Annotated in this window: 27 protein-coding genes; 19 read left to right on the forward strand and 8 right to left on the reverse strand. The window is 34.7% G+C overall.

What is annotated here, in order from left to right:
• Positions 1-53 precede the first annotated feature (53 nt).
• The 15 genes from KPL75_RS20850 to KPL75_RS20920 all read left to right on the forward strand — a co-directional run bounded on the left by KPL75_RS20850 (position 54) and on the right by KPL75_RS20920 (position 16,457).
• Positions 54-950: a ribonucleotide reductase large subunit gene (locus KPL75_RS20850; RefSeq protein ID WP_309137457.1), complete on the forward strand. Its 897-nt coding sequence runs from the start codon at positions 54-56 to the stop codon at positions 948-950.
• A gap of 95 nt (positions 951-1,045) precedes the next feature.
• Positions 1,046-2,014: a class 1b ribonucleoside-diphosphate reductase subunit beta gene (gene nrdF / locus KPL75_RS20855; protein ID WP_219917589.1), complete on the forward strand. Its 969-nt coding sequence runs from the start codon at positions 1,046-1,048 to the stop codon at positions 2,012-2,014.
• A gap of 419 nt (positions 2,015-2,433) precedes the next feature.
• Positions 2,434-3,783, forward strand: coding sequence for an APC family permease (locus KPL75_RS20860; protein WP_219917590.1), 1,350 nt, complete (start codon positions 2,434-2,436; stop codon positions 3,781-3,783).
• Between the two features lie 184 nt (positions 3,784-3,967).
• The gene (locus KPL75_RS20865) at positions 3,968-5,242 is read left to right on the forward strand and encodes a Glu/Leu/Phe/Val family dehydrogenase (RefSeq protein WP_219917593.1); all 1,275 of its coding nucleotides are present in this window, start codon (positions 3,968-3,970) and stop codon (positions 5,240-5,242) included.
• An 18-nt stretch (positions 5,243-5,260) separates the two neighbouring features.
• A complete protein-coding gene (locus tag KPL75_RS20870; protein ID WP_219917595.1) occupies positions 5,261-5,551 on the forward strand; it encodes an SAV0927 family protein in 291 nt (96 codons plus the stop codon).
• Positions 5,552-5,578: 27 nt separating this feature from the next.
• On the forward strand, positions 5,579-5,827 hold the full coding sequence (locus KPL75_RS20875; RefSeq protein ID WP_000291043.1) for a biotin/lipoyl attachment domain-containing protein: 249 nt from the start codon (positions 5,579-5,581) through the stop codon (positions 5,825-5,827).
• Between the two features lie 144 nt (positions 5,828-5,971).
• Complete coding sequence (locus KPL75_RS20880) at positions 5,972-8,101, forward strand: sigma 54-interacting transcriptional regulator (protein ID WP_219917596.1); 2,130 nt, start codon at positions 5,972-5,974, stop codon at positions 8,099-8,101.
• A gap of 421 nt (positions 8,102-8,522) precedes the next feature.
• Entirely contained in the window at positions 8,523-10,016 is a 1,494-nt protein-coding gene (locus KPL75_RS20885) for an aldehyde dehydrogenase family protein (RefSeq protein WP_219917597.1), read from the forward strand.
• Complete coding sequence (locus KPL75_RS20890) at positions 10,017-11,399, forward strand: putrescine aminotransferase (protein ID WP_002149599.1); 1,383 nt, start codon at positions 10,017-10,019, stop codon at positions 11,397-11,399.
• A 193-nt stretch (positions 11,400-11,592) separates the two neighbouring features.
• The gene (locus KPL75_RS20895) at positions 11,593-11,973 is read left to right on the forward strand and encodes a GntR family transcriptional regulator (RefSeq protein WP_219917598.1); all 381 of its coding nucleotides are present in this window, start codon (positions 11,593-11,595) and stop codon (positions 11,971-11,973) included.
• Entirely contained in the window at positions 11,970-12,668 is a 699-nt protein-coding gene (locus KPL75_RS20900) for an ABC transporter ATP-binding protein (RefSeq protein WP_219917599.1), read from the forward strand. Before KPL75_RS20895 ends, KPL75_RS20900 begins: the two co-directional genes overlap by 4 nt.
• Positions 12,665-13,447 carry an ABC transporter permease gene (locus KPL75_RS20905; protein ID WP_219917600.1) on the forward strand — a complete coding sequence of 261 codons (783 nt, stop codon included), beginning with the start codon at positions 12,665-12,667 and terminating at the stop codon, positions 13,445-13,447. The genes KPL75_RS20900 and KPL75_RS20905 overlap by 4 nt, the downstream gene beginning before the upstream one ends.
• 14 nt (positions 13,448-13,461) lie before the next feature.
• Entirely contained in the window at positions 13,462-14,364 is a 903-nt protein-coding gene (locus tag KPL75_RS20910; protein WP_219917601.1) for an ABC transporter ATP-binding protein, read from the forward strand.
• A complete protein-coding gene (locus tag KPL75_RS20915) occupies positions 14,364-15,140 on the forward strand; it encodes an ABC transporter permease (protein WP_219917602.1) in 777 nt (258 codons plus the stop codon). Before KPL75_RS20910 ends, KPL75_RS20915 begins: the two co-directional genes overlap by 1 nt.
• Positions 15,141-15,440: 300 nt before the next feature.
• Entirely contained in the window at positions 15,441-16,457 is a 1,017-nt protein-coding gene (locus tag KPL75_RS20920) for a CPBP family intramembrane glutamic endopeptidase (RefSeq protein WP_219917603.1), read from the forward strand.
• Positions 16,458-16,494: 37 nt separating this feature from the next.
• Here KPL75_RS20920 and KPL75_RS20925 read toward each other — a convergent pair whose 3' ends face one another.
• The gene (locus KPL75_RS20925; RefSeq protein ID WP_000707108.1) at positions 16,495-16,677 is read right to left on the reverse strand and encodes a DUF3913 family protein; all 183 of its coding nucleotides are present in this window, start codon (positions 16,675-16,677) and stop codon (positions 16,495-16,497) included.
• A 100-nt stretch (positions 16,678-16,777) separates the two neighbouring features.
• Positions 16,778-17,230: an Lrp/AsnC family transcriptional regulator gene (locus KPL75_RS20930; protein WP_105584123.1), complete on the reverse strand. Its 453-nt coding sequence runs from the start codon at positions 17,228-17,230 to the stop codon at positions 16,778-16,780.
• 123 nt (positions 17,231-17,353) lie between these two features.
• Here KPL75_RS20930 and KPL75_RS20935 point away from each other — a divergent pair, with 123 nt between their 5' ends.
• The 3 genes from KPL75_RS20935 to KPL75_RS20945 all read left to right on the forward strand — a co-directional run bounded on the left by KPL75_RS20935 (position 17,354) and on the right by KPL75_RS20945 (position 18,818).
• Entirely contained in the window at positions 17,354-17,767 is a 414-nt protein-coding gene (locus tag KPL75_RS20935; protein WP_219917604.1) for a carboxymuconolactone decarboxylase family protein, read from the forward strand.
• Between the two features lie 10 nt (positions 17,768-17,777).
• Positions 17,778-18,332 carry a cysteine hydrolase family protein gene (locus KPL75_RS20940; RefSeq protein ID WP_219917605.1) on the forward strand — a complete coding sequence of 185 codons (555 nt, stop codon included), beginning with the start codon at positions 17,778-17,780 and terminating at the stop codon, positions 18,330-18,332.
• An 87-nt stretch (positions 18,333-18,419) separates the two neighbouring features.
• A complete protein-coding gene (locus KPL75_RS20945) occupies positions 18,420-18,818 on the forward strand; it encodes an SseB family protein (RefSeq protein ID WP_219917606.1) in 399 nt (132 codons plus the stop codon).
• Between the two features lie 27 nt (positions 18,819-18,845).
• Here the strand turns inward: KPL75_RS20945 and KPL75_RS20950 are convergent, their stop codons facing one another.
• Positions 18,846-19,766 carry a S66 peptidase family protein gene (locus KPL75_RS20950; RefSeq protein ID WP_219917607.1) on the reverse strand — a complete coding sequence of 307 codons (921 nt, stop codon included), beginning with the start codon at positions 19,764-19,766 and terminating at the stop codon, positions 18,846-18,848.
• A gap of 73 nt (positions 19,767-19,839) precedes the next feature.
• Between KPL75_RS20950 and KPL75_RS20955 the strand changes: the two genes are divergently transcribed.
• On the forward strand, positions 19,840-20,976 hold the full coding sequence (locus KPL75_RS20955; RefSeq protein WP_219917608.1) for an NAD(P)H-dependent flavin oxidoreductase: 1,137 nt from the start codon (positions 19,840-19,842) through the stop codon (positions 20,974-20,976).
• A 17-nt stretch (positions 20,977-20,993) separates the two neighbouring features.
• Here the strand turns inward: KPL75_RS20955 and dltD are convergent, their stop codons facing one another.
• From dltD to KPL75_RS20980, 5 genes are all read right to left on the reverse strand, one after another.
• The gene (gene dltD / locus KPL75_RS20960; protein WP_219917609.1) at positions 20,994-22,169 is read right to left on the reverse strand and encodes a D-alanyl-lipoteichoic acid biosynthesis protein DltD; all 1,176 of its coding nucleotides are present in this window, start codon (positions 22,167-22,169) and stop codon (positions 20,994-20,996) included.
• Entirely contained in the window at positions 22,166-22,405 is a 240-nt protein-coding gene (gene dltC, locus KPL75_RS20965; RefSeq protein WP_002011622.1) for a D-alanine--poly(phosphoribitol) ligase subunit DltC, read from the reverse strand. The genes dltD and dltC overlap by 4 nt, the downstream gene beginning before the upstream one ends.
• Positions 22,406-22,472: 67 nt before the next feature.
• Positions 22,473-23,639: a D-alanyl-lipoteichoic acid biosynthesis protein DltB gene (dltB, locus tag KPL75_RS20970; protein ID WP_215572577.1), complete on the reverse strand. Its 1,167-nt coding sequence runs from the start codon at positions 23,637-23,639 to the stop codon at positions 22,473-22,475.
• Positions 23,636-25,150, reverse strand: a complete 1,515-nt coding sequence (gene dltA, locus KPL75_RS20975) for a D-alanine--poly(phosphoribitol) ligase subunit DltA (RefSeq protein WP_219917610.1) — start codon at positions 25,148-25,150, stop codon at positions 23,636-23,638. The genes dltB and dltA overlap by 4 nt, the downstream gene beginning before the upstream one ends.
• Positions 25,151-25,162: 12 nt before the next feature.
• Complete coding sequence (locus tag KPL75_RS20980) at positions 25,163-25,309, reverse strand: teichoic acid D-Ala incorporation-associated protein DltX (RefSeq protein ID WP_002011626.1); 147 nt, start codon at positions 25,307-25,309, stop codon at positions 25,163-25,165.
• Positions 25,310-25,456 lie beyond the last annotated feature (147 nt).

A 25,456-nucleotide genomic window follows, 5' to 3' on the forward strand; every position in this document is an offset into this window, starting at 1 on the left:
TCTTCCAGCTACAAGAAACTTCTGAAATAAATGATTACGGTACAGAAGACATTATCCGTCGTGATATTAACTGTAACTTAGGATCGTTAAATATCGTAAACGTAATGGAAAATAAAGAAATTCGTGAAGCAGTTCATGCGGGAATGGAAGCTTTAACAGCTGTTTCTGATATGACGATCATTCCGAATGCCCCAACTGTGAAAAAAGCAAATGATGAGCTTCATTCAGTTGGGCTTGGAGCAATGAACTTACACGGATATTTAGCAAAAAATAAAATCGCTTATGAAAGTGCTGAAGCGAAAGAATTCGCTCGTACATTCTTTATGATGTTAAATTACTACTCGATTGAGAAAAGTATGGAGATTGCTAAAGAAAAAGGCGAAACATTTAAAGACTTCGATAAGTCTGATTATGCAAATGGCACATACTTTGAAAAGTATGAAACGACAGATTACAGCCCAGTAACTGAAAAAGTTCAGCAATTATTTGAAGGAATTCATATTCCAACAAAAGAAGATTGGACAAGTTTAAAAGAGCAAGTACAGAAGGATGGTTTATACAACTCATATCGTCTTGCAATCGCTCCGACACAATCAATTAGTTACGTTCAAAATGCAACTTCAAGCGTAATGCCGATCGTAAGTCAAATTGAATCAAGAACGTATGCGAATGCGACAACATATTATCCAATGCCGTATTTATCAAAAGATACGTTCTGGTACTATAAATCTTCTTACGATATGAATCAGTTTAAATTAATTGATTTAATCGCAGAAATTCAAGAACATATTGACCAAGGAATTAGTACCATTCTTTATGTTAATAGTGATATTTCAACACGTGAGTTAGCACGTTACTACATTTATGCACATAAAAAAGGCTTGAAGAGTCTTTATTATACGAGAACACGTAAATTAAGCGTAGAAGAGTGCGTGGCTTGTACCGTTTAATATAAAAAATGAGACATTATGAGCAGGGTTTTTCTGAACCCTGCTCATGCTTAGTTATCAATTTTTTTATGTTTATTTAGAGAAGGGGCGATTTAATGCGTGCGGTAAACTGGAACAAAAAAGAAGATGATTTTAGTTTAATGTTTTGGAAGCAAAACATCGCTCAGTTTTGGACAGAAGAAGAAATCGCAGTGTCTTCTGACAAAAATACTTGGGCACAATTATCAAAAGAAGAGCAAATTGCTTATAAGCGTGTATTAGGTGGTTTAACACTTTTAGATACGAAACAAGGTGGCGAAGGGATGCCTCTTGTGCTTGTTCATCTTGAAAATTTACAAGCGAAAAGTGTATTAGCTTTCATGGGCGCTATGGAAGAAGTACATGCGAAGAGTTACAGTCATATTTTCACAACGTTAGCTACTGAAGAAGAAATTGATGATATTTTTGAATGGGTAGATAACCATCCATTACTTGAGAAAAAAGCTGGTATTGTTACTAATTACTATCGTCGTTTATTAAAGCCTAAAGTAACGAAAAAAGAGTTATACATGGCAATGGTAGCAAGTGTGTTCTTAGAAAGTTACTTATTCTATAGTGGATTCTTCTATCCACTTTATTTAGCAGGTCAAGGGAAATTGACGGCAAGTGGTGAGATTATTAACCTAATAATTCGTGATGAGTCCATTCACGGCGTATTCGTCGGTATTTTAGCACAACAAATCTTCGCAGAACTTTCTGCAGAAGAGCAAAAAGAAGTACAAACGGAAACGCAAGAGTTATTAATGGAACTGTATGAAATTGAATTGGCATATACAGAAGAAATTTACACTTCTATCGGTCTTGTAGAGGATGTAAATCGTTTCGTTCGTTACAATGCGAATAAAGGACTTATGAACTTAGGACTTGAGCCGAAGTTTGAGGAAGAAGAAATTAACCCAATCGTTTTAAATGGTTTACGTACAGATACAAAAAACCATGATTTCTTCTCTGTAAAAGGAAATGGTTACGTAAAAGCAACGAATGTTGAAAAGTTAGCAGACGATGACTTCGTATTCAATTTTTAATATAGTGTTATAGAAAAAGCTGTCTTTATAGAAAAGACAGCTTTTTTGCTATGAATAGTTTACATAATGTTATTATTTCATGAAAATATTTTTATCTCGTAAAAGTATAATTTATGAGGAAGTGAAAATAAAAAACGGATTAAAGTTCTGTTTTTTTATATTTAGCAGTATGAGAGATTGAATAACTTATGTCAAAATGAATAAAAAATGATAAGAAGTGAGGCCTGATTCCACCTATATGCTCTTTTTCGGAGTGCTTTTTTTGACTACAGAAATATTGGCTCGAAAATTGCATGGATATTTAAAAACAAAAGGAAACTGTAATAGATTGTGTTGTATATACAGTCATTTGAAAGCGTTTCCTTTCTGCTGTCGATTTTTAAATGGAAATTAGATAGGAAAAGTAGGGGGAATGATAGGTGGGAAAAGTAGTTGGTTTAAAACGTTCATTAGGGCTGTGGTCAATTGTTATGCTAGGGGTCGGGTACATGACACCGATGGTTGGATTTGATACGTTTGGAATTGTTTCGGGAAAAACGGGTGGGCATGTTCCAGGAGCTTATTTGATTGCATTAGCAGGGATGTTGTTTACCGCTGCAAGCTACGGCAAAATGGTAAAGGTTTTTCCTACCGCAGGATCAGCTTATACGTATACACAGAAGACAATTAGTGCAAGGCTTGGATTTCTTGTTGGATGGTCCGCGTTATTGGATTATTTGTTTCTACCGATGGTGAACGCACTATTAACGAGAATTTATTTGTCAGCATTTTTTCCAAGTGTTCCTAGTTGGATATGGGTCATCGGTTTTATTCTACTGATTACACTTATAAATATTATTAGCGTGAATGTTACTGCTAACTTCAATACTTTTTTAGTAATATTTCAAGTGCTAGTAATGGCCGTGTTTGTTTTTCTAGTTATAAAAGGTTTATTAGCGGGAGAGGGAACAGGAGAAGTTTTTTCCATTCAGCCGTTTTTTCAATCGGATATACAAATATCACCGTTAGTTGCAGGTGCGACAATTCTTTGTTTCTCATTTTTAGGTTTTGATGCAGTAACTACATTTTCAGAAGAGACACCAAACGCGGAGAAGACAATTCCTCGAGCTATTTTTCTTACTGCTTTAATTGGTGGAGTTTTATTCATTACAACTACGTATTTTACACAATCTTTCTTTCCAGATACATCTGTATTTAAAGATAAAGAATCAGCGTCTCCAGAAATTGCGCTATATGTTGGAGGGAAACTGTTTCAAGCTTTCTTTTTAGTAGGAACCCTTATGGGGACACTTGCGTCTGGTTTAGCTTCTCATACAAGTGTATCCAGATTATTGTACGTTATGGGGCGAGATAATGTAATTCCGAAGAAAATATTCGGATACATTCATCCCCGCTGGAGAACTCCAGTATATAACATTGTTATTGTAGGAATTATTTCGCTCTCCGCTATATTCATTGATTTAGAAACGGCAGCATCTCTTATTAATTTTGGAGCGCTTATTGCATTTACATTTGTTAATTTATCTGTAATTTCCTACTATGTAATTAAGAAAAAAAGATATAAAACGATAAAAGACTGTTTAAATTTCTTAGTTATGCCTATTTTAGGTGCTGGTACTGTAGCAGTACTATGGTTTAACCTCAATATTCATTCACTTATTCTAGGGCTTTGCTGGGCTACTATTGGAATTGGGTACCTTCTATATATTACAAATATGTTCCGTTCAGCTCCTCCGCAAATGCATTTTGAAGAAGTACAGGAAGTGTAAAACACGAAAGACATCGGATAAATTTCGATGTCTTTTGTGTTTTATATTTGGTAATCATGCAGTATTGCATAAGTCATTCATAGATTCATAAGTAGGAGGATAACAAGATAGGATTAACATAGTATTTTCACTTGGCACGATTATTGCTTTGTACAATTAGTAAAAATATAAGAGGGGTGTTATCGTGCCGATTCAATCAGAAAAACATACAAATACAGTTGAAAATCCTTTAGAGGAATTTCAAGCTATATTAAAAGAGGCGCTTCATTTTTTAGGTTATCCAGACCAAGTATTCGAATTTCTGAAAAAACCGATGCGTTTTTTAGAAGTAAGCATTCCTGTTCGCATGGATGATGGAACAACAAAGGTATTTCAAGGGTATCGCGCTCAGCATAACGACGCAGCAGGACCAACAAAAGGTGGTATTAGATTCCATCCAGATGTTACGGCAGAAGAAGTAAAAGCACTTGCTGGCTGGATGAGCTTGAAATGTGGAGTGACAGGACTGCCATATGGAGGCGCAAAGGGCGGGATTATTTGTAATCCACAGGAGTTGAGTTTTAGAGAACTAGAGTTACTGAGTCGTGGGTATGTAAGAGCAGTAAGTCAAATTGTGGGACCGACGAAAGATATTCCAGCACCTGATATGTATACAAATGCGCAAATTATGGCTTGGATGCTAGATGAATATGACCATATCAGGGAATTTGATTCTCCAGGCTTTATAACTGGGAAGCCATTAATGCTAGGAGGATCACAAGGGCGGGAAACAGCAACTTCTAAAGGTGTATTGTATACACTTCAGTTAGTAAGTGAGTTAAAACAAATTCCGCTACAAAATATGCGAGTTATTATTCAAGGGTTTGGGAATGTTGGAGCTTATTTGGCAAAATATTTATATGATATTGGTGTGAACGTAGTCGGGGTATCAGATGCTATAGGAGGAATTTATAATCCAGACGGTCTAGATGTTCCTTATTTACTAGAAAACAGAGATTCTTTCGGTGTAGTATCGAATCTCTTTAGTAAAACAATTTCTAATCAGGAATTGCTAGAAAAAGAATGTGATGTACTCATTCCGGCGGCAATTGGAGGAGTCATTACAAAACATAATGCAGGAAAGCTTGGATGTAAGATTATCATTGAGGCTGCAAATGGACCAACAACAAAAGAGGCGATAACCATGTTAGAAGAAAAGGGAATTTTGGTTGTTCCAGATATTTTAGCAAACTCTGGTGGCGTAATTGTTTCATATTTTGAATGGTGTCAAAATAACCAAGGATATTACTGGACGGAGCAATATGTTGATCAATGTTTAAAGGAGAAAATTACATCTAGTTTTTCTAACGTACTTGATACTTCTAAACGCTTTGGAGTAAATATGAAAATTGCTGCTTATATTGAAGGGGTTAGCAAGATTGTAGAAGCATCGCGCCTAAGAGGTTGGTTGCATTTTTAACCTAAAGGGAGGGCTAAAATGAAACTGGATATTTTATTAGAAGAAGTGGAGAGACAGCAAATCGGTTATTACTGTATTGTGTCGAATAGTCATCGTTACGATATAGCTGTTACGTATTCGCAACAGTTTCTTGGAAAAGCAATGGTTACCTCAATTCAAAATGGGAGAATGGTTTTATTAAGTCAAGAAGATATTGGAGAGGAACAATATTGGGCACCAAGACTAGGAATTGAGGTAGAAGATATAGAAGAGTTTCAAAGCTTTTTCTATATGATTCTTCAGTCACAAAGGTTAGAAGAACAATATTAATAGAATAAAAGAAAGGGATGATTGATTATGTATTATGATATTATTACGAGTCCGTGCTATGGAATAATTGAAAAAGTGTCTATCGATAAGGATTCTCGAATTTATGAATGGGAGCCATTATTCTCTATTAAAGATATGAATGGTAAACTGGAAGTAATTAAGATGGGATGTAGTGGAGAAGTTCAATCTTTAGAAGTAGAAGCGGGAGATAAAGTAATTCCAGGTATGGTATTAGCTTATATTCAAGAAGATCTTTTCGTTAGTGGTAGTGATTAATGATAGAACTATGAGGAAGATGGAGGCGCTCATCTTCCTTTTTTTATTAAATAAAGAAAGAAATGTTTTATTTTCAGATTAATTAAAAAAATCTGTATTTAATGATACAATACAAATTAAATAGTTCAAAGGAGGAATAGCAGCATGTTTTCCATCGCTCATACAAAAATTAGACCCATAGTTTCTCTACCTATCGATCAATCTGAAAAGGAATGGAATATAGATGTTAAAAATATAAAAGAATCTTTTCTATTTTTAAAAAGAGGAGAGAAATTATTTGCATACGTGCATGTGAAGGATCTGCTATCAAATAGTAAGGAATTAACTTCTAAGCTATTACTTTCAAATGCTGTTTCACTAGATACAATATGTCATCTTAGTAAAGATATTTCTTTAACAGCTCTTTTTCAAATTATTGGAGCGCCGATTGCCATAGTAAAAAATGAAATGGATGAGCTAACAGGATATATAAGAAGAGAGGATGTTTTTGCAGAACTATTTAAACAAGAAAATCAGAGTGTTGATATATTGAAAATTATTTTAACGTCTATTCCAATGGGGATTTTTGTAGTAGATCGTGAAAAGAAAATTGTAAATTGCAATGAGTCTGGTTTGAAGATGATTAAATCGACTCCTGAAAAAGTTATGAATGTACCAGCAGAACTGATTTTTAATGGAGAACACATTAATAACGTATTTACAAAGGGAAAAACGATCTTGAATCAATTACAAATCACAAATGAGATGGGTGTATTAGTTGACTATAGTCCGATTCCAAACTTTGATCAAAGTATTGAAGGAATGGTTATTATTGTGCAAGATTTACCGATGGTCGAGGACATGGCGATGGAAATTGAATATATAAAGGATTTAAATAAAGATTTACATGCAATTTTGTCTAGCATTTATGATGAAATATTAGTTGTTAATCATAAAGGAGAATTAATTCGTTATAGTGAAACTGTTATCAATGATTTTTGGGGGAGTAATTTGAAGGACTTGTTAGGAAAAAATCTTTTAGACCTAGAAAAGAAAGGGTTATTTAGTCCATCGGTTACGCGATTAGTGTTGGAAAAACAAAAAAAGGTATCAGTTGTACAAGAAACAAAAAGCGGAAGAAAAATATTAGCAGTTGGAAACCCTGTATTTAATGAAAACGGAGAGCTTCATCGTATTATTATTGCCTCAAGGGATATTACCGAAGCAACGAGATTGAAGACGGAATTACATGAAATAAAGAAGATATCAGAGCAATATAAGAAAGAGTTAGATGACTTTAAAAATAAAGATCGTTTTCTTAAGAAGCTTATTTACTGTAGTCCAAAAATGGAACAAATAATTAACCAAGCTAAAAAAATAGCAGATTTTTCTTCCAATGTTCTTATTTCTGGAGAATCTGGTGTCGGAAAAGAAGTAATTGCCCAGGCAATTCATCAACTTGGAAACAGATCTTCAAAGCCATTTTTAAAATTAAATTGTGGTGCAATTCCAGAAACTTTGTTAGAAAGTGAATTATTTGGTTATACGAAAGGTGCTTTTACAGGAGCCGATAAAAATGGAAAAGAAGGATATTTTAAGCGAGCTGATCAAGGTATTTTATTTTTAGATGAAATTGGAGAAATGCCTTTACATTTGCAAGTAAAATTGCTTAGAGTCCTGCAGGAACAAGAAGTAATTCCTATTGGAAGTACAATATCTATGAAAATAAATGTACAAATTATTGCTGCTACAAATAGGAGCCTTGAAAAGATGGTCGAATCTGGAACATTCCGTGAAGATTTATTTTATCGCCTCAATGTAATTCCGCTACGAGTTCCTTCTTTACGAGAACGAATGGAAGATGTTCCGGTACTTGCCTTTCATTTCTTACAACAGTTAAATGAAAAATATAATAAAAATTATCATTTAACTCCAGATGCACTTAACTTACTAGAGTTCTATTCATGGCCAGGAAATGTCCGTGAATTACAGAATATGATTGAACGTTTAGTTGTATCAGCAGATGATCCAGTAATTGAAGCGGAGTTTGTTAGTAAGTTTTTAACACCTGGTTATGACTTTAATAAATCAAAACCAGTTATTACAAGAGTATTACCATTACAAGAAGCGCTACATTCTGTAGAAGAACAATTGATTTTGCTTGCAATGAAGCAGTATAAAACAACGACTAAGGCTGCAAAAGCTCTTGGAATCAGCCAATCTTCAGTGAGTCGTAAATATCAAAAAATTGTTAGTGAAAAAGGGATAGCGGCTGATATCATCTCGTATTCCTAAAAAGGAGAAGGTCACATAGACTTCTCCTTTTTGTGTGCGCTCAGCATGTACATATTCTCTAGGGTTCAAGTCCGGGGTCATGAAGGCGGTAGCGGAAATGATTAACGTTCCGTTTTATCCCGCTATTTGAGGGCAGTAAAACTCCCACCTCAAAATTCAGGTGGAGCAAAGAAGTTAGGCTGGAGCCCTGCTGCACGTAAACGCCCGATGGGTGAGGGCTAATAATTAGTGGGGGATGAACAAAGCCCTACTGATTAAAGTTTCACTTTATGCAAAATGGAATAATGTATGCGAAAATGCATAAATTATTTGTTGTTTTTAAGAAAATAGTCAGTTTATGTATGATTCCTTTGGATTTTAAATATTGGCATGAAATTTGCTTATAAATATATAAACGATCGATAAAGGGGGCTTCAATATAGTGCTAGATTTAAAAATGTATGTAAACGGTGAATGGATAGATTCTAGTAATCAAGAGAAAAGAACGATTATTAACCCTGCGAATGGCAAGGGTATAGCATATGCACCTGAGGGAACGATTGAGGATGCAAAATACGCGATAGAAGTGGCAAGAGCGGCTTTTGATAGTGGAATTTGGTCAGAAACATCCACTGCTGAAAGAGCATCATATTTATTTAAAATAGCAGATGAAATTGATAAAAATATGGAAGAATTAGTATACCTTGAAACAATGGATAATGGAAAAACATACCGTGAGGCAGAAGGAGATATCGGAGATGCAGCAGCTTGTTTTCGCTATTATGCCGGATTGATTACAAAGCCAGATGGTCAAACGTATCATGTAGCCGATCCGATGCAAGCGATGGTGGTAAGAGAGCCAGTTGGTGTTTGTGGATTAATTGTTCCATGGAATTATCCGCTATTGATGAGTGTATGGAAAATTGCACCTGCTTTAGCAGCTGGAAATACAATTGTGTTTAAACCTTCTGAAGTGACACCAATTACTGCAACAAAGCTATTCGAAATCCTTGAAAAAGTAGGGCTACCAAAAGGTGTTGCCAATATGGTAATGGGGGCTGGTCCAATAGTAGGAAATGAAATTGCAGCGAGTAATAAAGTGGATATGATTTCCTTTACAGGTGGAACAAAGACAGGGAAGCACATTATGAGAACAGCGGCAGATAATATGAAAAAGATTTCGTTAGAACTTGGAGGGAAATCTCCAAATATTATTTTTGCAGATGCAGATTTTGAGACCGCTATTGATTATGCTCTATTCGGTATTTATGCAGGTAGCGGACAAGTATGTTCAGCAGGATCAAGAATCCTTGTAGAAGAAAATATTTATGATAAATTTGTTAATAGTTTTGTAGAGCGAGCACAGCAAATTAACGTTGGGCCTGGTGATAATCCAGAATCAGAAATGGGGCCACTTGTAAGTCAAGAACATATGGAAAAAGTATTACGTTATATTGAAATTGGGAAAGACGAAGGTGCAAACGTTGCTTGCGGAGGTAGACGAATAATGGAGGATGGAAAAGGTGATGGTTTCTTTATTGAACCAACAGTCTTTGTCAATGTAAAACCTGATATGCGTATTGTCCAGGAAGAAATCTTCGGTCCTGTTGTAGTAATTCAAAAGTTTAAAGACGAACAGGAAGCAATTGATTTGGCAAACGGTACAGACTATGGTTTGGCTGGAGGGGTATTTACAGTTGATGGTGCAAAAGCAATGCGTGTGATTCGTAAACTTCGTGCAGGAATTACGTGGATTAATAGCTATCATCCAACATACAATGAGGCACCTTGGGGCGGATATAAGCAAAGTGGTATAGGTCGTAGTCTAGGAACGTTTGGTTTAGAAGAATTTCAAGAAATTAAGCAGATTAATATAAATCTAGAAGTAGAACCAATAGGCTGGTTTGCAAATAAAAAAAATGTAGGAGTGAATTAGATGGGAACGAACGTAGAAAATAAATTGAATGAGAAAGATGTAAAAGGTTCAAATGTAAATGAGTATATTACGAAAGTACTACAGTTAATTGAAAAAGAAAAGGTTACTGAAGAAGAGGCAAACTGGATTCAAAAAGAAACAGTAGACGGATTTAGAGAGCATGTAAACCCTGGTTTTCTTGCTTATAGAAAAACGGTAACAAAAGATGGACAATTTGCAGCAGTAGAATGGTCAGATGAAGGATCTTGCTTCATGGATATTAACGGTAAAAGATATATTGACTGTTTAGGTGGATTTGGAATTTATAATGTTGGTCACCGTAATCCGAAAGTGGTAAAAGCTGTGACAGATCAATTAAAACGTCAAGCATTGCACAGTCAGGATTTACTGGATCCACTTCGAGCAATGCTGGCAAAGATTTTAGCGGATATTACACCTGGTGATTTGAAATACGCCTTCTTTACAAACAGTGGTACAGAAAGTGTGGAGGCAGCGTTAAAATTAGCAAAAATGTATAGTGAACGAACAACTTTCATTGCTACAACTCGTGCCTTCCATGGTAAGAGTCTTGGTTCCTTATCCGGAACGGCAAAAGGAATGTTCCGTAAGCCATTCTTACCATTGATTCCGGGTTTTCGCCACGTTCCATTTGGCGATATTGAAATGATGAGAAAAACATTTGAGACATGTGCATTAGTAGGAGAAGATGTTGCAGCAGTTATTTTAGAACCAATTCAAGGAGAGGGCGGTATTATTTTACCTCCAGAAAATTATTTGAAACAAGTACGAGAGCTTTGTGATGAGTTTGGATCACTCCTTATTTTTGATGAAGTACAAACTGGAATGGGACGTACAGGAAAAATGTTTGCTGCAGAATTATATGATGTTGTGCCGGATATTATTTGTCTTGCGAAGGCGTTTGGTGGAGGTGTAATGCCAGCGGGAGCTATTGTTGCGAAAGAAACAGTATTCAAAAGTTGGTTTGAAAATCCATTTATGCATACAACAACATTTGGAGGAAATCCTCTTGCATGTGCTGCTGCAATTGCAACAATTCATGTATTATTGGAAGAGAAATTACCGGAACGAGCTATGGAAGTTGGGGAGTATTTCTTGAATGGATTGAAACAAGCAGCAGAAGGGCACGAAGATAAAATCTTTGAAATTCGTGGTCAAGGTTTAATGATTGGGATTGAATTCCATAAAGACGAGATTGGTTATGAAGTATCAAAGGCGATGTTTGATCAAGGAATTCTTGTTGCGGGAACATTAATTAACTCAAAAACAATTCGTATTGAACCATCCCTTACAATTAGTTATGAAGAAGTAGATACAGTTATTAATACGTTTAAATCTGTGCTAACTCAAGTAAAAGTAAAATAAATTTCGTATAAGGTTATATGTAAATTCAAACGATTGAAACTATAATTAGAATAGATTTACCTGTATTTTATTATAGGAAGGCAGTGTAACGAAAAGTTACACTGCCTTTTTATTACATTTTTTGTTGTAAGTATTTACATGTAATTTGTCTTAGTGTACTATTTAACTAACACACTAAGACAGGAGGGGAGAAATGAAAATCAAATTTTCTCCAAATACACCAATTTATATTCAGGTAATGGAATACACAAAGAAAGAAATTGTAACGGGTCATTTATTGCCTGGTGATAAAATTCCCTCCGTACGTGAATTAGCGAGTGAATTGCAAGTAAATCCAAATACGATTCAACGCACATTTCAAGAACTGGAACGGGATGGAGTTGTTGTAACACGTAGAGGAATGGGGCGATATGTAACGAATGAAGGGGAGAAAATTATGGAGCTGCGAAAAGATATGGCGAAAGAATTACTTCATTCTTTTATAGATGGAATGGACAATTTAGGTTTTTCAGAAGAAGAAATTCTTTCAATTCTTCGTTCTTCATTAAATAAGAAAAGGGAGGAGAACGAATGACAGAGCTATTAAAAATAGAAAATCTATGGAAGCGATATGGATTGAAAGCAGTAATCCGGAAATTAAACATAGAGATTACAGAAGGGAAAATTGTTGGGCTTGTTGGGGATAACGGGAGCGGGAAAACGACGTTATTGAAAATGATTGCAGGCCTGCAGCACCCTTCAGAAGGTAGCATAGCAATTAACGGTAAAAAAATAGGGTTAGAGACGAAAGAAATCGTTTCATTTATGTCTGATAAGCCAGTCTTTGATGATTGGATGACTGTAAAAGATGCATTATTCTTTTATAGAGATTTTTATAAAGACTTTGATATTCAAAAAGCAGTAGATACGATTGCGGAATTTAAAATACCATTAGAAGAAAAAATTACAGCATTATCAAAAGGTATGGTTGAAAAGCTGCAAATTATTTTAACGTTTTCTCGAAAAGCGAAGTTATACGTACTGGATGAACCACTTGGCGGGATTGATCTTGTTTCTAGAGAACACGTATTGGATCTCGTTCTACAATTTTATAGAGAAGATTGTACGATACTAATCTCAACTCATTTAATAAATGAAGTTGAAAATATTTTTGATGAAGTAATCTTTTTAAAAGATGGAGAAATTGTATTGTATGAAAATGTAGAAGAGTTACGTTTTCAGAGAGGGAAAGCTGTCACGGATGTGTTTAAGGAGGTGTTTAGTAGATGAAGTCGAGCTTAATATATATGTACAATATGAATAAAAAGCAGATTGTTATTTCGTTGTTATCATTTATATTTGTTGTGGCTGTTGCCTTTGTATGTATGGGCAATTATATTAAGAAGGAATCGGGAGAAATAAACCAAACAATCATAATTGTGTTAGTTATATTTGTATATATAATTTTCGTGGTAACGATGTTCATTCAAGCGATGTCTGCTTTCGGAAAAATGATTGAAAGTACATTATTTCGGTTAACACCGACATCAGGTAGAAAAATTGTTTTAGCAATATTGTTATTTGCTTTTATCTATTTAGCTATTTTTGAACTCTTAGGTACAATATTCTTATATAGTATTTCTATTAAATTAATAAAAGGTACTGAAATGTATGAAGCATTTATTGGTTTAACTCAAAAACCGTTTCAGCAAATAGTATCTTCAGTTTTGTTTGTATTTAATTTGGTTAGTCTGTTACTTATTTTACTTTTTGTAACAGCGAGTGTGAAGGTATTTTCTCTTAAGAAGAAAATTGAATACGGTGTTATCTTTGCTTTGTTTTTTACATTAAGTAAAGCAATGAGCCTAATATACGCGACATTAGGTAAGCTCGTACCAAGAGGTTATTTTATAGATAAATTATTATATATAGATGAATCGTTTGACGACGGGGTTTATTTATATCCTGAAAAATTTATGAATCTATATAGTCTTAGTTTTTCCATAGGTATATTTATTTTACTTGTTTATATAACAGGTCGCATAATCGATAAAAAACTAGAAGTCTAAAGGAGGAATCAGCATTGGGAAACGTAGTAGTGAAATTAGAAAATATTCGAAAAAAGATTGGTAAGACAGAAATTATTCGGGGCTTATCATTTGAGGTTCAAGAAGGAGAAGTATACGGGTTCCTTGGACCAAACGGTAGTGGTAAGACGACGACGATTCGTATGATGACAGGTCTTATATCAATGACAGAGGGCGATATTACAATTTGTGGTCATAGCATTCGCACGGAGCGTGAAAAGGCGTTAGAGAAAATTGGAGCGATTGTAGAAAATCCCGAGCTATATGATTATATGACTGGAATGCAAAACTTAAAGCATTTTGCGAATATGGCTGTTACACCGATTAGTAAAGAGCGTATTAATGAAATTGTGAAATTGGTGGAATTAGAGCATGCAATTCATAAAAAGGTGAAAACATACTCACTTGGTATGAAACAACGTCTAGGAATTGCACAGGCGTTACTTCATCAGCCGAAAATCTTAATTTTAGATGAACCGACAAATGGATTAGATCCTGCTGGTATTCGTCAAATTCGTGATTATTTGCAGCGATTAGCGAAAGAAGAAAATATTGCTGTAATCGTATCAAGTCACTTACTAAGTGAAATTGAATTAATGTGTGATCGCGTCGTTATTATTAAACAAGGTGAGTTTGTACAAGAGTACAACTTACATGAGAAAGCGAAACATGATGAGGCAGTAGTTGTATCGTTTGAAGTAGATGAAGTTCAGAAAGCGAATGAAATCATTAAAGGTAAAGCACAAGGGAATGTAATTGTGGCATCTGTAACAAAAGAGAACATTCCACAACTTGTAAAAAATCTTGTGCATGCTAATGTGCTTGTATATGGTGTTACTGTTCAAAATAAAACGTTAGAGGATGAATTCTTAGCGATTACTGGGGGAGTGAAAGCGTAATGTTTAAATTAATTCAAAATGAATTTTTAAAGTTACATGCGAAAAAAGGTATGTATATTTTAATAGGTGTCATTGCGGCACTCGAAATTTTAGGAACTTTAGCAATGATGAAGTGGGGAAAAGGTGATGAGTTTAAGGGATCTTATTTAGATTATGCAAACTCAGAGATTGGTTTAATTGTTTTATTTGCAACGATTTTTGGGATTACACTTGCAGCCCGTACGCTTACTGATGAGTTCCAAAAAGGTACAATTAAACAATTGTTAATCCGTCCAAGAAAACGACTTACAGTTTTATTTTCTAAATATATTACTGTATTATTAGCGATGCTATTTATCGTATTTGCTGGTATGTTAATTGCAACGATTATTGGTGGCATTGTAATGGATGGTAGTAAAACAGATTTAACGTTAGGAATTGTTTTAAAAACGATGTTATATCAGCTTGTATCACCATTTTTCTTTGCAACACTTGCCTTTTTCTTAGCAAATGTATTTAGAAAATCCGTATTGCCATTAATTATTACGCTGTTTTTATACTTTTTACAATCGGCAATTACAATGGTACTTATGATGTTTGCAAAAGGTGTTGCTAAATTTGTAGTGTTTTTCCACTTAAATCTAGCTGTATATGATAATAATAAATTAATTAGTCATGGTATGGAGCCGGCCTTCCCGGAATTTACGTTTGCTACTTCATTGTTACTTGTTTTAGCATACGTTATTGTTTTACTTATTGCTTCAAGTGCATTGTTCCAAAAACGTGACGTATTATAATAAAAGAAATCCCCGTGTAAACGGGGATTTTTATTAACTAGCTCTTTACTAGCCTTTAAGTGTAGTGAATACATATTTACTTCGGAATATAATTGGAAGAACAGCGATATGTTATATCAAATAAGTTCGGTATTATATAATTTAATAGACATATTGCTTTTAAAAAATATATGAGAAAAATAGGAAGATTTTCAACTATATTCATATTATAATTTAGTTATCCTGTTATTTGTAGGAGAGGGACTTCCTATAAAACATTGATTAAAGTTTTACTTTAACTATCTTTGGAGGTGTTCAATATTGCAATATGCATTTTCACGTATAAGGCTACGTAGCTTTTTTGGATGGATGATTATAGGGTTGTTCCTTACAATGATCCCATTAGGTCTATCAAATGTCTCTGAAAATACGTTAGAGGTTATTTCACAAATAACTGTATTTTTTGTATTTCCCTTATTTTGGTTATACGTAAAAACAAATAAAAACAATGTTATGTTTCAAAGTTTTTTTGATAAGCCAGGACGTTTACCGTGGGGACTAATTTTATTAGCGACGATAATGGGAATGATTTTTTCAGTTGGTATATCTCATATTCAATTTTACATATTAGCGCATACGTTACCTAATTTCTTAGTTACTATGTTAGAAGATGGAAATGTTATTAATACGAGTAATATATATATGACAATATTTACTTTCATTTCAGCATGTGTATTAGCGCCTATTATGGAAGAAGTCATTTTTAGGGGCTTTTTTTTACAGCGAATGGCTTATAAATGGGGGATTAAAAGAGCTGTAATTGTATCTTCACTTATTTTTGGTTTAGGTCATTTTGATGTTATCGGTGCTTTTATGTTTGGTGTTGTTATGTGCCTTCTATACATAAAGACGAAAAATATATGGACGAATATTGCTGTGCATGCTCTTAATAATATGATTGCGACAAGTATGCAATTTGTAGGTGGAGAGGGAAATGATGCAATCTCAATTACGGAATTACAGGCACAAAGTAATTTATGGATCGGCATCGGTCTAGTGATTATCGGTTTATTATGGTTAATTCCTTTTACTTGGAAACAATGGCGTACTGTAAAAGAAGTAGGTGTGCCACCGATTCGCTTAATAAATGAAGAAAAAGTGATGAATTCATCACGTGAAAATGAAATGTATAGCCAAGTTATACTAACGAATAGATTGATGGCGGTGGAACTACCAGATGAGGCTGTCAACCAGCTCAAGTTAGAAGAAAATGAGCATGTAACAATAGCTGTAGAAGAAGATAAGATTATTATAAAAAAGGCGGATTATAGGCCATGAAAAAGTAGCTCTCCAGTATGAAAAGGAGAGCTACTTTTTAATTTGTAATAATTTCTACACGGAAGTTATTTCCGTTTTTCACGTATTTAATATCTGTAACGATCCGAACGGTTTTTAGAAGTTCAACTTTTTCACCAATTCGAGGGATGGTCGGAACATTATCCCAAATACCAAGCAAGTCATCTAATTGCGCCGTTTTTTCATAAAACCAGATTTTCAATGTAAAGCCCCTTTCTCGAACTTTATGTATTTAAATACATGATATATCATTTTTATTCTTAATATAAGGGGTTTTTACTCTTTTTATGAATAAAGATGAATTAATCTTCTGGGAAGATATGTTCAATATCCGGAGTGAGAGCTACTTCTGATAATACGATATGAGAAACTGTCGTTGCATATGAAGAAACATTATTGATAAATTCTTCAAGTTCAACGAGTGAAGGAACAGAGATTTTTACAATGTAGCATAAGCTTCCTGTTACTCGATAACAAAAACTTGCAGATGGATAAGACTGGATAAACTGTTGCATACGTGTTGTATCACCATTTTTTAAAGTGATTTCTAAAATACAATCTAAAACAAGTCCTGCTTTTTTATAATTGATATCGATTGTGTATTTTTGAATAATTCCTTCACTTTCAAGTTTACGAACACGTTCTGTAGTAGACGGAGCTGATAAGTTTACTCGCTTTGCTAATTCGCGCATGGAAAGGCGACTATCATTATATAATTCATTTAAAATTTTTCGATCAACACGGTCTAATTGCATTTGTAAATATACCTCCAGTAAAATGATAATTTTTGTAAAGGAAAAATATAAATTAAGATTCATATGAAATGTAAAGTGAACTTTATTTATTTTACAATAAAAAAGAAGGGAATAGGAGGAAAAATGATGGAGAGAATTACATTATCAAATGTAGGAGATACAAAGTTTCAAAAATTATTAGGGCATAATCCGAGTATATTAAATTCGTGGAGTACGTTAGAGAATACACTGTATAGTACGGGGAAGCTCTCCGCAGAGTTAAAAGAGCAAGTAAGAAGAACATTAGCGTTTGGGAATAAATGTCCGTACTGTATGGCAAAGGGAAAGCCGGATGATATACAAAAAATAGAAGAAATTAGCGTAGCCGTTACTTTTGCACATGCATTTGTTCATGACCAAAAGGCGATAGATGATAATATGTTTCATGCATTAAAACAATATTGGACTGAAAAAGAAATTGTAGAACTTTGCGCTTATATTTGTTTTACTACTGCGTCGCAGCAACTTGGTTTTGTATTTCAACTACAACCAAATTAAGGAGAAAATGATGACTAATCAAATAGCACTTATCATAATTGATGTACAAAAGGCGTTTCAATTACCATACTGGGGTGAGAGAAATAATCTTTTTGCTGAAGAAAATATGAAAAGTTTATTAGAAGAATGGAGAAGAAGGAAGCGACCAGTTTTTCATATTCAACATGTAAATAAAGAAAATGTTCAGTCGATGTTTTATCACCAAGCAGAAACAGTAAACTTTAAAGAAGAAGTGAAACCACTGCCAGATGAAATAATTATCCGAAAATCCGTTAATAGCGCGTTCATTGGGACAAATTTAGAAGAACAATTAAGAGAGAAGAAATGTAATACTGTAGTGATTGTAGGATTAACGACAAATCATTGTGTGGAGACGACAACAAGGATGGCAGGAAATTTAGGATTTCAAACATATGTAGTGAGTGACGCAACAGCTACTTTTAACCGCATCGGTCCAGATGGCAAAGAGTATAGTGCAGAGGATATTCACAATATGACGCTTGTAAACTTGCATGATGAATTTGCTAAAATCATTACGACTGAAGATGTTTTAAAATTATTTTAAGAAAATAATTACGGAATTATGTAGAAAAAAATAAGAATATTTCGTATAATCTAAGTATAATCATTTTGAAAATAGGGGTGGCATCATATGGAGCAAATTTCAGTAAATAAAATAGAAAAAGTACTCGTTTTAGCAGGTGAGGATAAACAAAAGCAAAAGGAATTTTACGAATTGCTCTTATCAACGGAGTTTTATGTTTCTGGTTCACTTGAAGCAGAAGACGGGGCAACGGAAGGAACACTTCGTTTGCGACATTTCCAAGGAGAGGGTAGATGGATCGTTCCGTTCTTTACACAATTGAAATTTGTAAAAGATGTGTTGCCAGAAGGTACACCCCTTATTACGATACGTGGAAAAGAATTATTTGGTGGCATTGAGAAGGATGCAACAGCTGTATTAAATGTTGGTACTGATATAAGTAAAACATTTATTCCGGAAGAAGTTGCAGATATCGCATCTGGACGAATTTTTAATTATTATAAGTAAAAGGAAAAGCTTAATTGCTTTTCCTTTTTAATTTAAACATGGAGTGGCTACGCCGGAAGAAATAGAGAGTGTTTTATTATTTGTATTTATTGTTGCTGTAGCTCCAAGGGGAATACCGATATTTGGACTTATATGTCCAATCGGTAAACCGAATAGGACAGGTATATCATATGGCATGAAATATTCATATAATATTGTTTGCAATGATTGGGATGGTTTAGAAGGATTGCAATCATGACAACTTGAAAAAATAACGCCATTGCATTCATTAAACTTTCCAGATAAAAGTAATTGATTTAACATACGATCGATGCGGTACGGTTCTTCCCCGATATCTTCAAGCAATAAAAGTGTATTGGCTGTACTTATTTCATAGGGTGAACCAATTACACTCGTTAAAACAGCTAAATTCCCTCCAACTAATGTACCTGTAGCTGTACAGGCTGAGCTAGGTACGATACATTCTGATGCATATAAGATGGATGAATACGGATGGAATAGTTGATTGAAAGAAGATAAAGAGAGAGAATCTATACCTTTTCCTAATTCTTCAATCATTGGACCATGAAAAGTTACAAGCTCTGCATAACGTGAAAAGGCAGTATGTAAAGCCGTAATATCGCTATATCCCCAAAAAATCTTTGGATTCCGTTGAATGATTTCATATTGAATGTAAGGGAGAAGGCGAGCGCTTCCGTAACCACCTCTCACGCAAAAGACTGCTTTGACCTCAGTATTTGTAAATGCTTCATGTATATCATCAAGACGAACTTGATCACTTCCAGCTAAATATCCATATTTTTCATAAACACTCTTTCCGATTGTTACAGATAATCCCATCTCTTGTAATACGTTCACACCTTTTAATACATTCTCAAGTGTTGGTGGACCAGACGGTGCAATAATCATTACTGTATCACCTTTTTTTAACGCATTTGGATAAATCATTGTTCTCAGCCTCCTTCTATTTCAATATATTCGCTTGAGCGAAAGTTCAATCCTTGTAAAAGAAGGGGAAAGCATGTCATATAAAGAAGGTATAGGGAAAGTAGGAGGGAAAATGATGTTTACAAGTCGAGTAATAGATATATTACAAATTAAGTATCCCATCATTCAAGCAGGTATGGCAGGAGCGATTACAACGCCAGAACTTGTTGCAGCTGTGAGTAATAGCGGAGGATTAGGTACGCTTGGAGCAGGATATATGAGCCCAGAACAAATCGGTGAAGCGATTTATAAAATAAGGGAACTAACAAATAAGCCTTTCGGTGTTAATTTACTTTTAACGAAAGAGATACAGATAGAAGAAGAGAAGGTAAACGAGGCTAGAGTATTACTTAGTGGAGTGAATAGAGAATTAGGTATAGAGGAAGAAAAGACTTTAAAACTTCCAAAAAGCTATAAAGAACAATTACAAGTAGTATTAGAGGAAAAGGTACCAGTCGTTAGTTTTGCATTTCAAACGTTAGAAAAAGAAAAAATAGATGATTTGAAAAGGGAAGGGATAAGAGTTATCGGAACAGCTACCCATGTAGCGGAAGCGAAAGCACTTGCCAAGTTAGGGGTAGATATTATCGTCGGGCAAGGTAGCGAGGCAGGAGGGCATAGAGGAACGTTTATTGGGAAAGAACAAGATGCTATGATTGGTACATTTGCATTAATCCCGCAATTAGTAGCGGAAGTACCTCATATCCCGATTGTCGCAGCAGGTGGTGTAATGAATGGGCAAGGGCTTGTTGCGGCATTTGCGTTAGGGGCAGAAGCTGTTCAAATGGGATCAGCATTTTTAACGAGTGAAGAAAGTATTACGCATGACGTGTATAAAGAAGCGATTTTACATAGTACAGATACGAGTACAACGGTAACTCGTGCGTTTTCCGGGAAATATGCACGGGGTATTCGTAATGAATTTATAGAGAAACATGAAGGAAGAGAAGCGAATTTGCCGATGTATCCAGTGCAAAACGTATTAACTTCAAAAATACGTCAAGAAGCAGCGAAGCAAAATAAGGAAGAGTATATGTCGCTTTGGGCAGGACAAGCATCATCATTAGCACGAACGGAATCAGCTCAGCACGTAGTGAAACGTGTCATGAAAGAAGCAGAGAACGTAATTGAACAATTACAAGGTGTATATAGAAAAAGACCACTTGAATAATTCAAGCGGTCTTTTCGTTAGCTTGCTTTATAAAATTGTTGGATAGCTTCGTCGATGTAAACCCAGCCTTTCCAACCTAAGTGCATATGATCTTTTAAGAAGTACTTATCATATTCATGATTTGAGAAATCAGCAATTGGATACCCAGCTTTCTTAATTTGCTCATGAACTTTATTGTAGTATAATTCGCGTTTTTCTTTTGGGAAGCCAGCGTAATCATACCAAGGACCTTTTACAGGAACAGAAATGAAGAGCGGTTTTGCGCCAGATTGTTTTAATAAATCAAGTACAATTTGTAAATCTTCATACTCTGGTGATTGGTCATAAGCATCATTTTTTAAGTAACCTTCACGTTGCTTTAATTTCTTCTTAATTTTGCTATTGAAGTAATCATCTTCAATACCATATTCGTTAGATCCTGATTCTACGGCACCTGTTTGATCAGCATGCTTACGAGCTTCTTCCCAGTTCATTTGTTTCAATGATGGATCAAGCTTTTCTTTATGCGGCTTAATATCAAACATTGCTGTAAATAAATCTTTACGATCTAAAATGTTACGATAAATATAAGCGAAAGGTTTAGCAGCAAGTGCTTTTACTTTATGCTTCGTATCATCATAAGCAATACCTTCAAGCGAAACTTTAAGTAAAGTTTCCTTCTTAACGATTTCAAAGTTTAATAAGCGTTTTGCAATTTGTTTTTTCATTTCAGGTTTTAAATCATCGTTGAAAATGAAGTGGTAACCTTGTTGTTTTGAAAAGTTAGGTGCAAAGTGTGTCTCATCAATGCCTTGTGGTACAAACCATTGCGGAGAAAGAACGAATATCATTTTCTTATCTTTCAATTGATCCATTGTAGATGCGAAGTTTAATACATGTACAAGGTCTTGTGTTCCGCCGCGTCCAAGTAAGAATGGTGTGAATCCTTCAGGCTTTACTTTGAAATAATTCGATGGATGGAAAGCATCCATACGTGCGAATTCCGATGAACCGTACATCGGAAGATATTTCGGGTCTGCTAACATCTTTTGCTGTAAAATCATACTTTGAATTTTTTCTTCTTTTAAAGAAGTCGCAGCTTGTTCTACTTTTTCATCACTTACAAGTGGAAGTAGGAAGCGCGTCGGAATAAGTAAGAATACAGCAAAAAGGGCCAATGCTAAAAGCATCGGACCAAATTTTACTTTGTTCATCGGATTTCTTCCAACTTTTTAATAACCATATTTGGTGTAGCCCACTCATCGCGGTCAAAATCAGAAATAGAAACTTCAATCTCTAAACGCTCTTGGAATTCTACTAATAAAGATACTACAGCGAAAGAATCAAGAATACCTTCTTCAAATAATTGAACATCTAAGTTTTCTTTCACAATATCGTTTTCACATACTTCTTCTAAAATATCTAATACTTGCTCTTTGAATTCTGCCATTTTTAAAATCTCCTTCATATCCGAATATATTATATGTGCAACTTCTTAATAGAATAAGAAGGGTGCATTAAAAGTATCTGTTAAGGTGTCCAGAGAAAATAAGGAAACCGAAACATACAACGTGGAACGTAATTACAATCGCAAGGACGTGTGTAAATTTATTGTTTGGCCAAAACTTATGCTTCTTGTTTTTTCGTTCGAAAATATCGAATAAGATAAACAGAGCGGCATGATATAGACCGTAAATAACATACTGCGCAACAGCGCTTCCTTGGATGTGCCAAATTCCCATAATGAAAAAGTTTAAAAATGCACCGATATACGAAATTGTGTAGCGATTTTTAATTAACTTTTTCTTCGTTGCAAAAAAGACGAAACGCATGTAGATGAAATCACGGAACCAGAATGATAAACTCATGTGCCAGCGGTTCCAGAAGTCTTTAATGTTACGACTAAGGAATGGCTTATTAAAGTTTTCTGGCGTTTTAATTCCCATCATGTAACTGATACCAATTACGAACGCACTATAACCTGCAAAGTCAAAGAATAATTGCATGCTAGTAGCGTACATAAAAATCACATTAGATAAAAGTGTATCTTGATTGGCGAATACTGCCTTTACAAGATATGTTGTTATCAAGTGCGCGATTATAAATTTATACAGAAAACCTTGGAAAATACGGTTAAGCCCTGTATATAGTAACTTTTGATATTCCTCAGCACTAGGCGGCTTTTGGATATCTTTTTGGAATCTACGGTAACGATCGATAGGTCCACTTGAAATCGCAGGGAAGAACAAAACGAATTCCCAGAAATTAAAGAAGGAAAGTTCTTTAATTAAATTATCACGAACTTCAAAGACCATCTGTACAGCTCTAAATGTTACGTAAGACATACCTGCGAAAACAATAAAATGCAATTCAGGTACAAACGGTGCGATTTTTGCCAAAATAAGCGGTAAAATCGATAAAATAACAGCTATACAAAACGTGAATGTACTATTATTTTGTTTTCTTAACATTAAATAGCCTTTAATAAGGACATATTGCCAAATAATAAATGCGGCTAACATGATTGCTTGCTTCGGTTTATCAGAGAAGATAATAACAAGCATTACTAATGTTAAAAAGGCATTATATTTACGCAACATTTTACCTTTAAATCCAGCTATGATAGTAGGTATTAATAAAATGCCTACTATAGCGAAAAAATAAAATGATCCATATGCGGTCATGCTGTAACCTCACTCAATAATTTTTTGCGATCTACCTTTCCATTTGGTGTCATTGGAATAGAAGATTGATACATGAATTTACGTGGAATCATGTAGTTTGGTAATCGCTCATTGAGTTCTTTTTTAATTGCAGATGTTAATTTGAATTCTTTTTCAAATGAATGCTCTCCAGGAACAACAACCGCTAATAAATAATCGTATTTTTCACCTTTTTTAATTGGAACAATAACTGCTCCTTCTACGTAAGAACACGCACGAAGGTGATGCTCAATTTCTTCTAATTCCATTCGATAACCATGAAGCTTAATTTGGAAATCAAGACGACCATTATAGAATAGAAGACCATTTTCTACATAGCCAGCATCGCCTGTTTTATAGGCGCGCTCACCATCAATCATGGTAAATGCTTTTTCTGTTAATTCAGGGCTTCCTAAATATCCAACGCTTACGCTTGGACCAACAATTACGATTTCACCCTTTTCACCATCAGGTGCAAGTGTGCCGTCTTCTTTCATAATAAGAAGGCGACAGTCTGATTTACAGTAGCCGACTGGAAGTGATTTGTATTGATCAAGCACTTCTTCTGTAACATGAATACCTGTTACAGCGACAGTAGCTTCTGTTGGACCGTACGTATTCATAATTGTAGCTTTCGGGAAACGCTCAATTAATTTTCTAGCCACTTCATTTGGTAACACCTCACCGCAGAATAAGAATGTTTTCATGTTTGGTAGCATACTCTCAGAGAAAGAAGCTTCCATTAAACACATTTCAGCGAAAGATGGTGTTGAAGTCCATACTTGAATATCCGATTGCTCTAAAGAAGCAAACAAGTCTTTTGGACGTGCAATCATATCTTTATCGATTGCCCAAAGTGTACTACCTGTTACTAATGATGGGTAAATATCCATTACAGATAAATCGAATGAGAAAGGTGCTTGGTTTAAGAATACTTGCCCTGTTTGTAAGTTGAAATCTTCTACAGCCCATTTTGTAAAGCTAACAAGACAGTTATAAGTAATCTGAACCCCTTTCGGATTACCTGTACTTCCTGATGTGTAAATAATGTAGAAGTTCTCATCACCTTTTACCGCATGTTCAGGATTTGGAATGTTCCCTTTATGAGTAAAGAAAATATCTTTTAAGTTGTCTTCACTTACGATGCGAACTGGTAAATCAGTTACAGTTACTTCTGTTCCTGATAAAAGTAATTTCGCACCAGAATTTTCAGCGATACGTTGTACGCGATCAGCTGGGATAGATAAATCTACAGGAATGTAAGCATGTCCAGCTTTTACACAACCTAAAAAGTTAATAATCATTTCAGGTTGCATATGGCCATAAACCATAATTGGTGAACGATCATCTGGATACTCAGAAGAAATCCAATGTGCTAACGCATCAGAATCTTCCTTTAATTGTTTGTACGTAATTTTCGCATCTCGCCAAACAAAAGCGGTTTGATCAGGCGTTTCTACAGCCCACTTTTCAATTTGTTCTAATAACTTCATAACGTTCCCACCCTAGAATTCATTGTAAATAAATGTACTTGTGTTTGTATCATGGAATCCATACAACCAAAGTAATGCAAATAAAATTGCAAGGTAATAAACCGTCTTTGCAACCCATTGTGTGAGTGGTTGAGACCATATCTCTTTTAATCTTTCCATGTCTTTCCCTCGCTTAATGAAATAATAGCTCTTTGTAGGTATCATGTCCTACATTATTGTGAAAAAAACAAAATCCCACATTTTAGGTAAAAATAAGTCAAAAGGCTCTTTTCTGATATTAGCACTAAATACTAAAAAAGAAAATCC

Origin of the sequence: Bacillus sp. NP247 (genome assembly GCF_018966865.1) — a bacterium.
Classification (GTDB): Bacteria; Bacillota; Bacilli; order Bacillales; family Bacillaceae_G; genus Bacillus_A.

Excerpts from the sequence above, each read along its gene's own strand:
- nrdF (WP_219917589.1), top strand. The coding sequence starts at position 1,046 with ATGCGTGCGGTAAACTGGAACAAAAAAGAAGATGATTTTAGTTTAATG.
- KPL75_RS20870 (WP_219917595.1), top strand. The coding sequence starts at position 5,261 with ATGAAACTGGATATTTTATTAGAAGAAGTGGAGAGACAGCAAATCGGT.
- KPL75_RS20875 (WP_000291043.1), top strand. The coding sequence starts at position 5,579 with ATGTATTATGATATTATTACGAGTCCGTGCTATGGAATAATTGAAAAA.
- KPL75_RS20880 (WP_219917596.1), top strand. The coding sequence starts at position 5,972 with ATGTTTTCCATCGCTCATACAAAAATTAGACCCATAGTTTCTCTACCT.
- KPL75_RS20890 (WP_002149599.1), top strand. The coding sequence starts at position 10,017 with ATGGGAACGAACGTAGAAAATAAATTGAATGAGAAAGATGTAAAAGGT.
- KPL75_RS20895 (WP_219917598.1), top strand. The coding sequence starts at position 11,593 with ATGAAAATCAAATTTTCTCCAAATACACCAATTTATATTCAGGTAATG.
- KPL75_RS20900 (WP_219917599.1), top strand. The coding sequence starts at position 11,970 with ATGACAGAGCTATTAAAAATAGAAAATCTATGGAAGCGATATGGATTG.
- KPL75_RS20905 (WP_219917600.1), top strand. The coding sequence starts at position 12,665 with ATGAAGTCGAGCTTAATATATATGTACAATATGAATAAAAAGCAGATT.
- KPL75_RS20915 (WP_219917602.1), top strand. The coding sequence starts at position 14,364 with ATGTTTAAATTAATTCAAAATGAATTTTTAAAGTTACATGCGAAAAAA.
- KPL75_RS20930 (WP_105584123.1), bottom strand. The coding sequence starts at position 17,230 with ATGCAATTAGACCGTGTTGATCGAAAAATTTTAAATGAATTATATAAT.
- KPL75_RS20935 (WP_219917604.1), top strand. The coding sequence starts at position 17,354 with ATGATGGAGAGAATTACATTATCAAATGTAGGAGATACAAAGTTTCAA.
- KPL75_RS20940 (WP_219917605.1), top strand. The coding sequence starts at position 17,778 with ATGACTAATCAAATAGCACTTATCATAATTGATGTACAAAAGGCGTTT.
- KPL75_RS20945 (WP_219917606.1), top strand. The coding sequence starts at position 18,420 with ATGGAGCAAATTTCAGTAAATAAAATAGAAAAAGTACTCGTTTTAGCA.
- KPL75_RS20950 (WP_219917607.1), bottom strand. The coding sequence starts at position 19,766 with ATGATTTATCCAAATGCGTTAAAAAAAGGTGATACAGTAATGATTATT.
- KPL75_RS20955 (WP_219917608.1), top strand. The coding sequence starts at position 19,840 with ATGTCATATAAAGAAGGTATAGGGAAAGTAGGAGGGAAAATGATGTTT.
- dltD (WP_219917609.1), bottom strand. The coding sequence starts at position 22,169 with ATGAACAAAGTAAAATTTGGTCCGATGCTTTTAGCATTGGCCCTTTTT.
- dltC (WP_002011622.1), bottom strand. The coding sequence starts at position 22,405 with ATGGCAGAATTCAAAGAGCAAGTATTAGATATTTTAGAAGAAGTATGT.
- dltB (WP_215572577.1), bottom strand. The coding sequence starts at position 23,639 with ATGACCGCATATGGATCATTTTATTTTTTCGCTATAGTAGGCATTTTA.
- dltA (WP_219917610.1), bottom strand. The coding sequence starts at position 25,150 with ATGAAGTTATTAGAACAAATTGAAAAGTGGGCTGTAGAAACGCCTGAT.
- KPL75_RS20980 (WP_002011626.1), bottom strand. The coding sequence starts at position 25,309 with ATGGAAAGATTAAAAGAGATATGGTCTCAACCACTCACACAATGGGTT.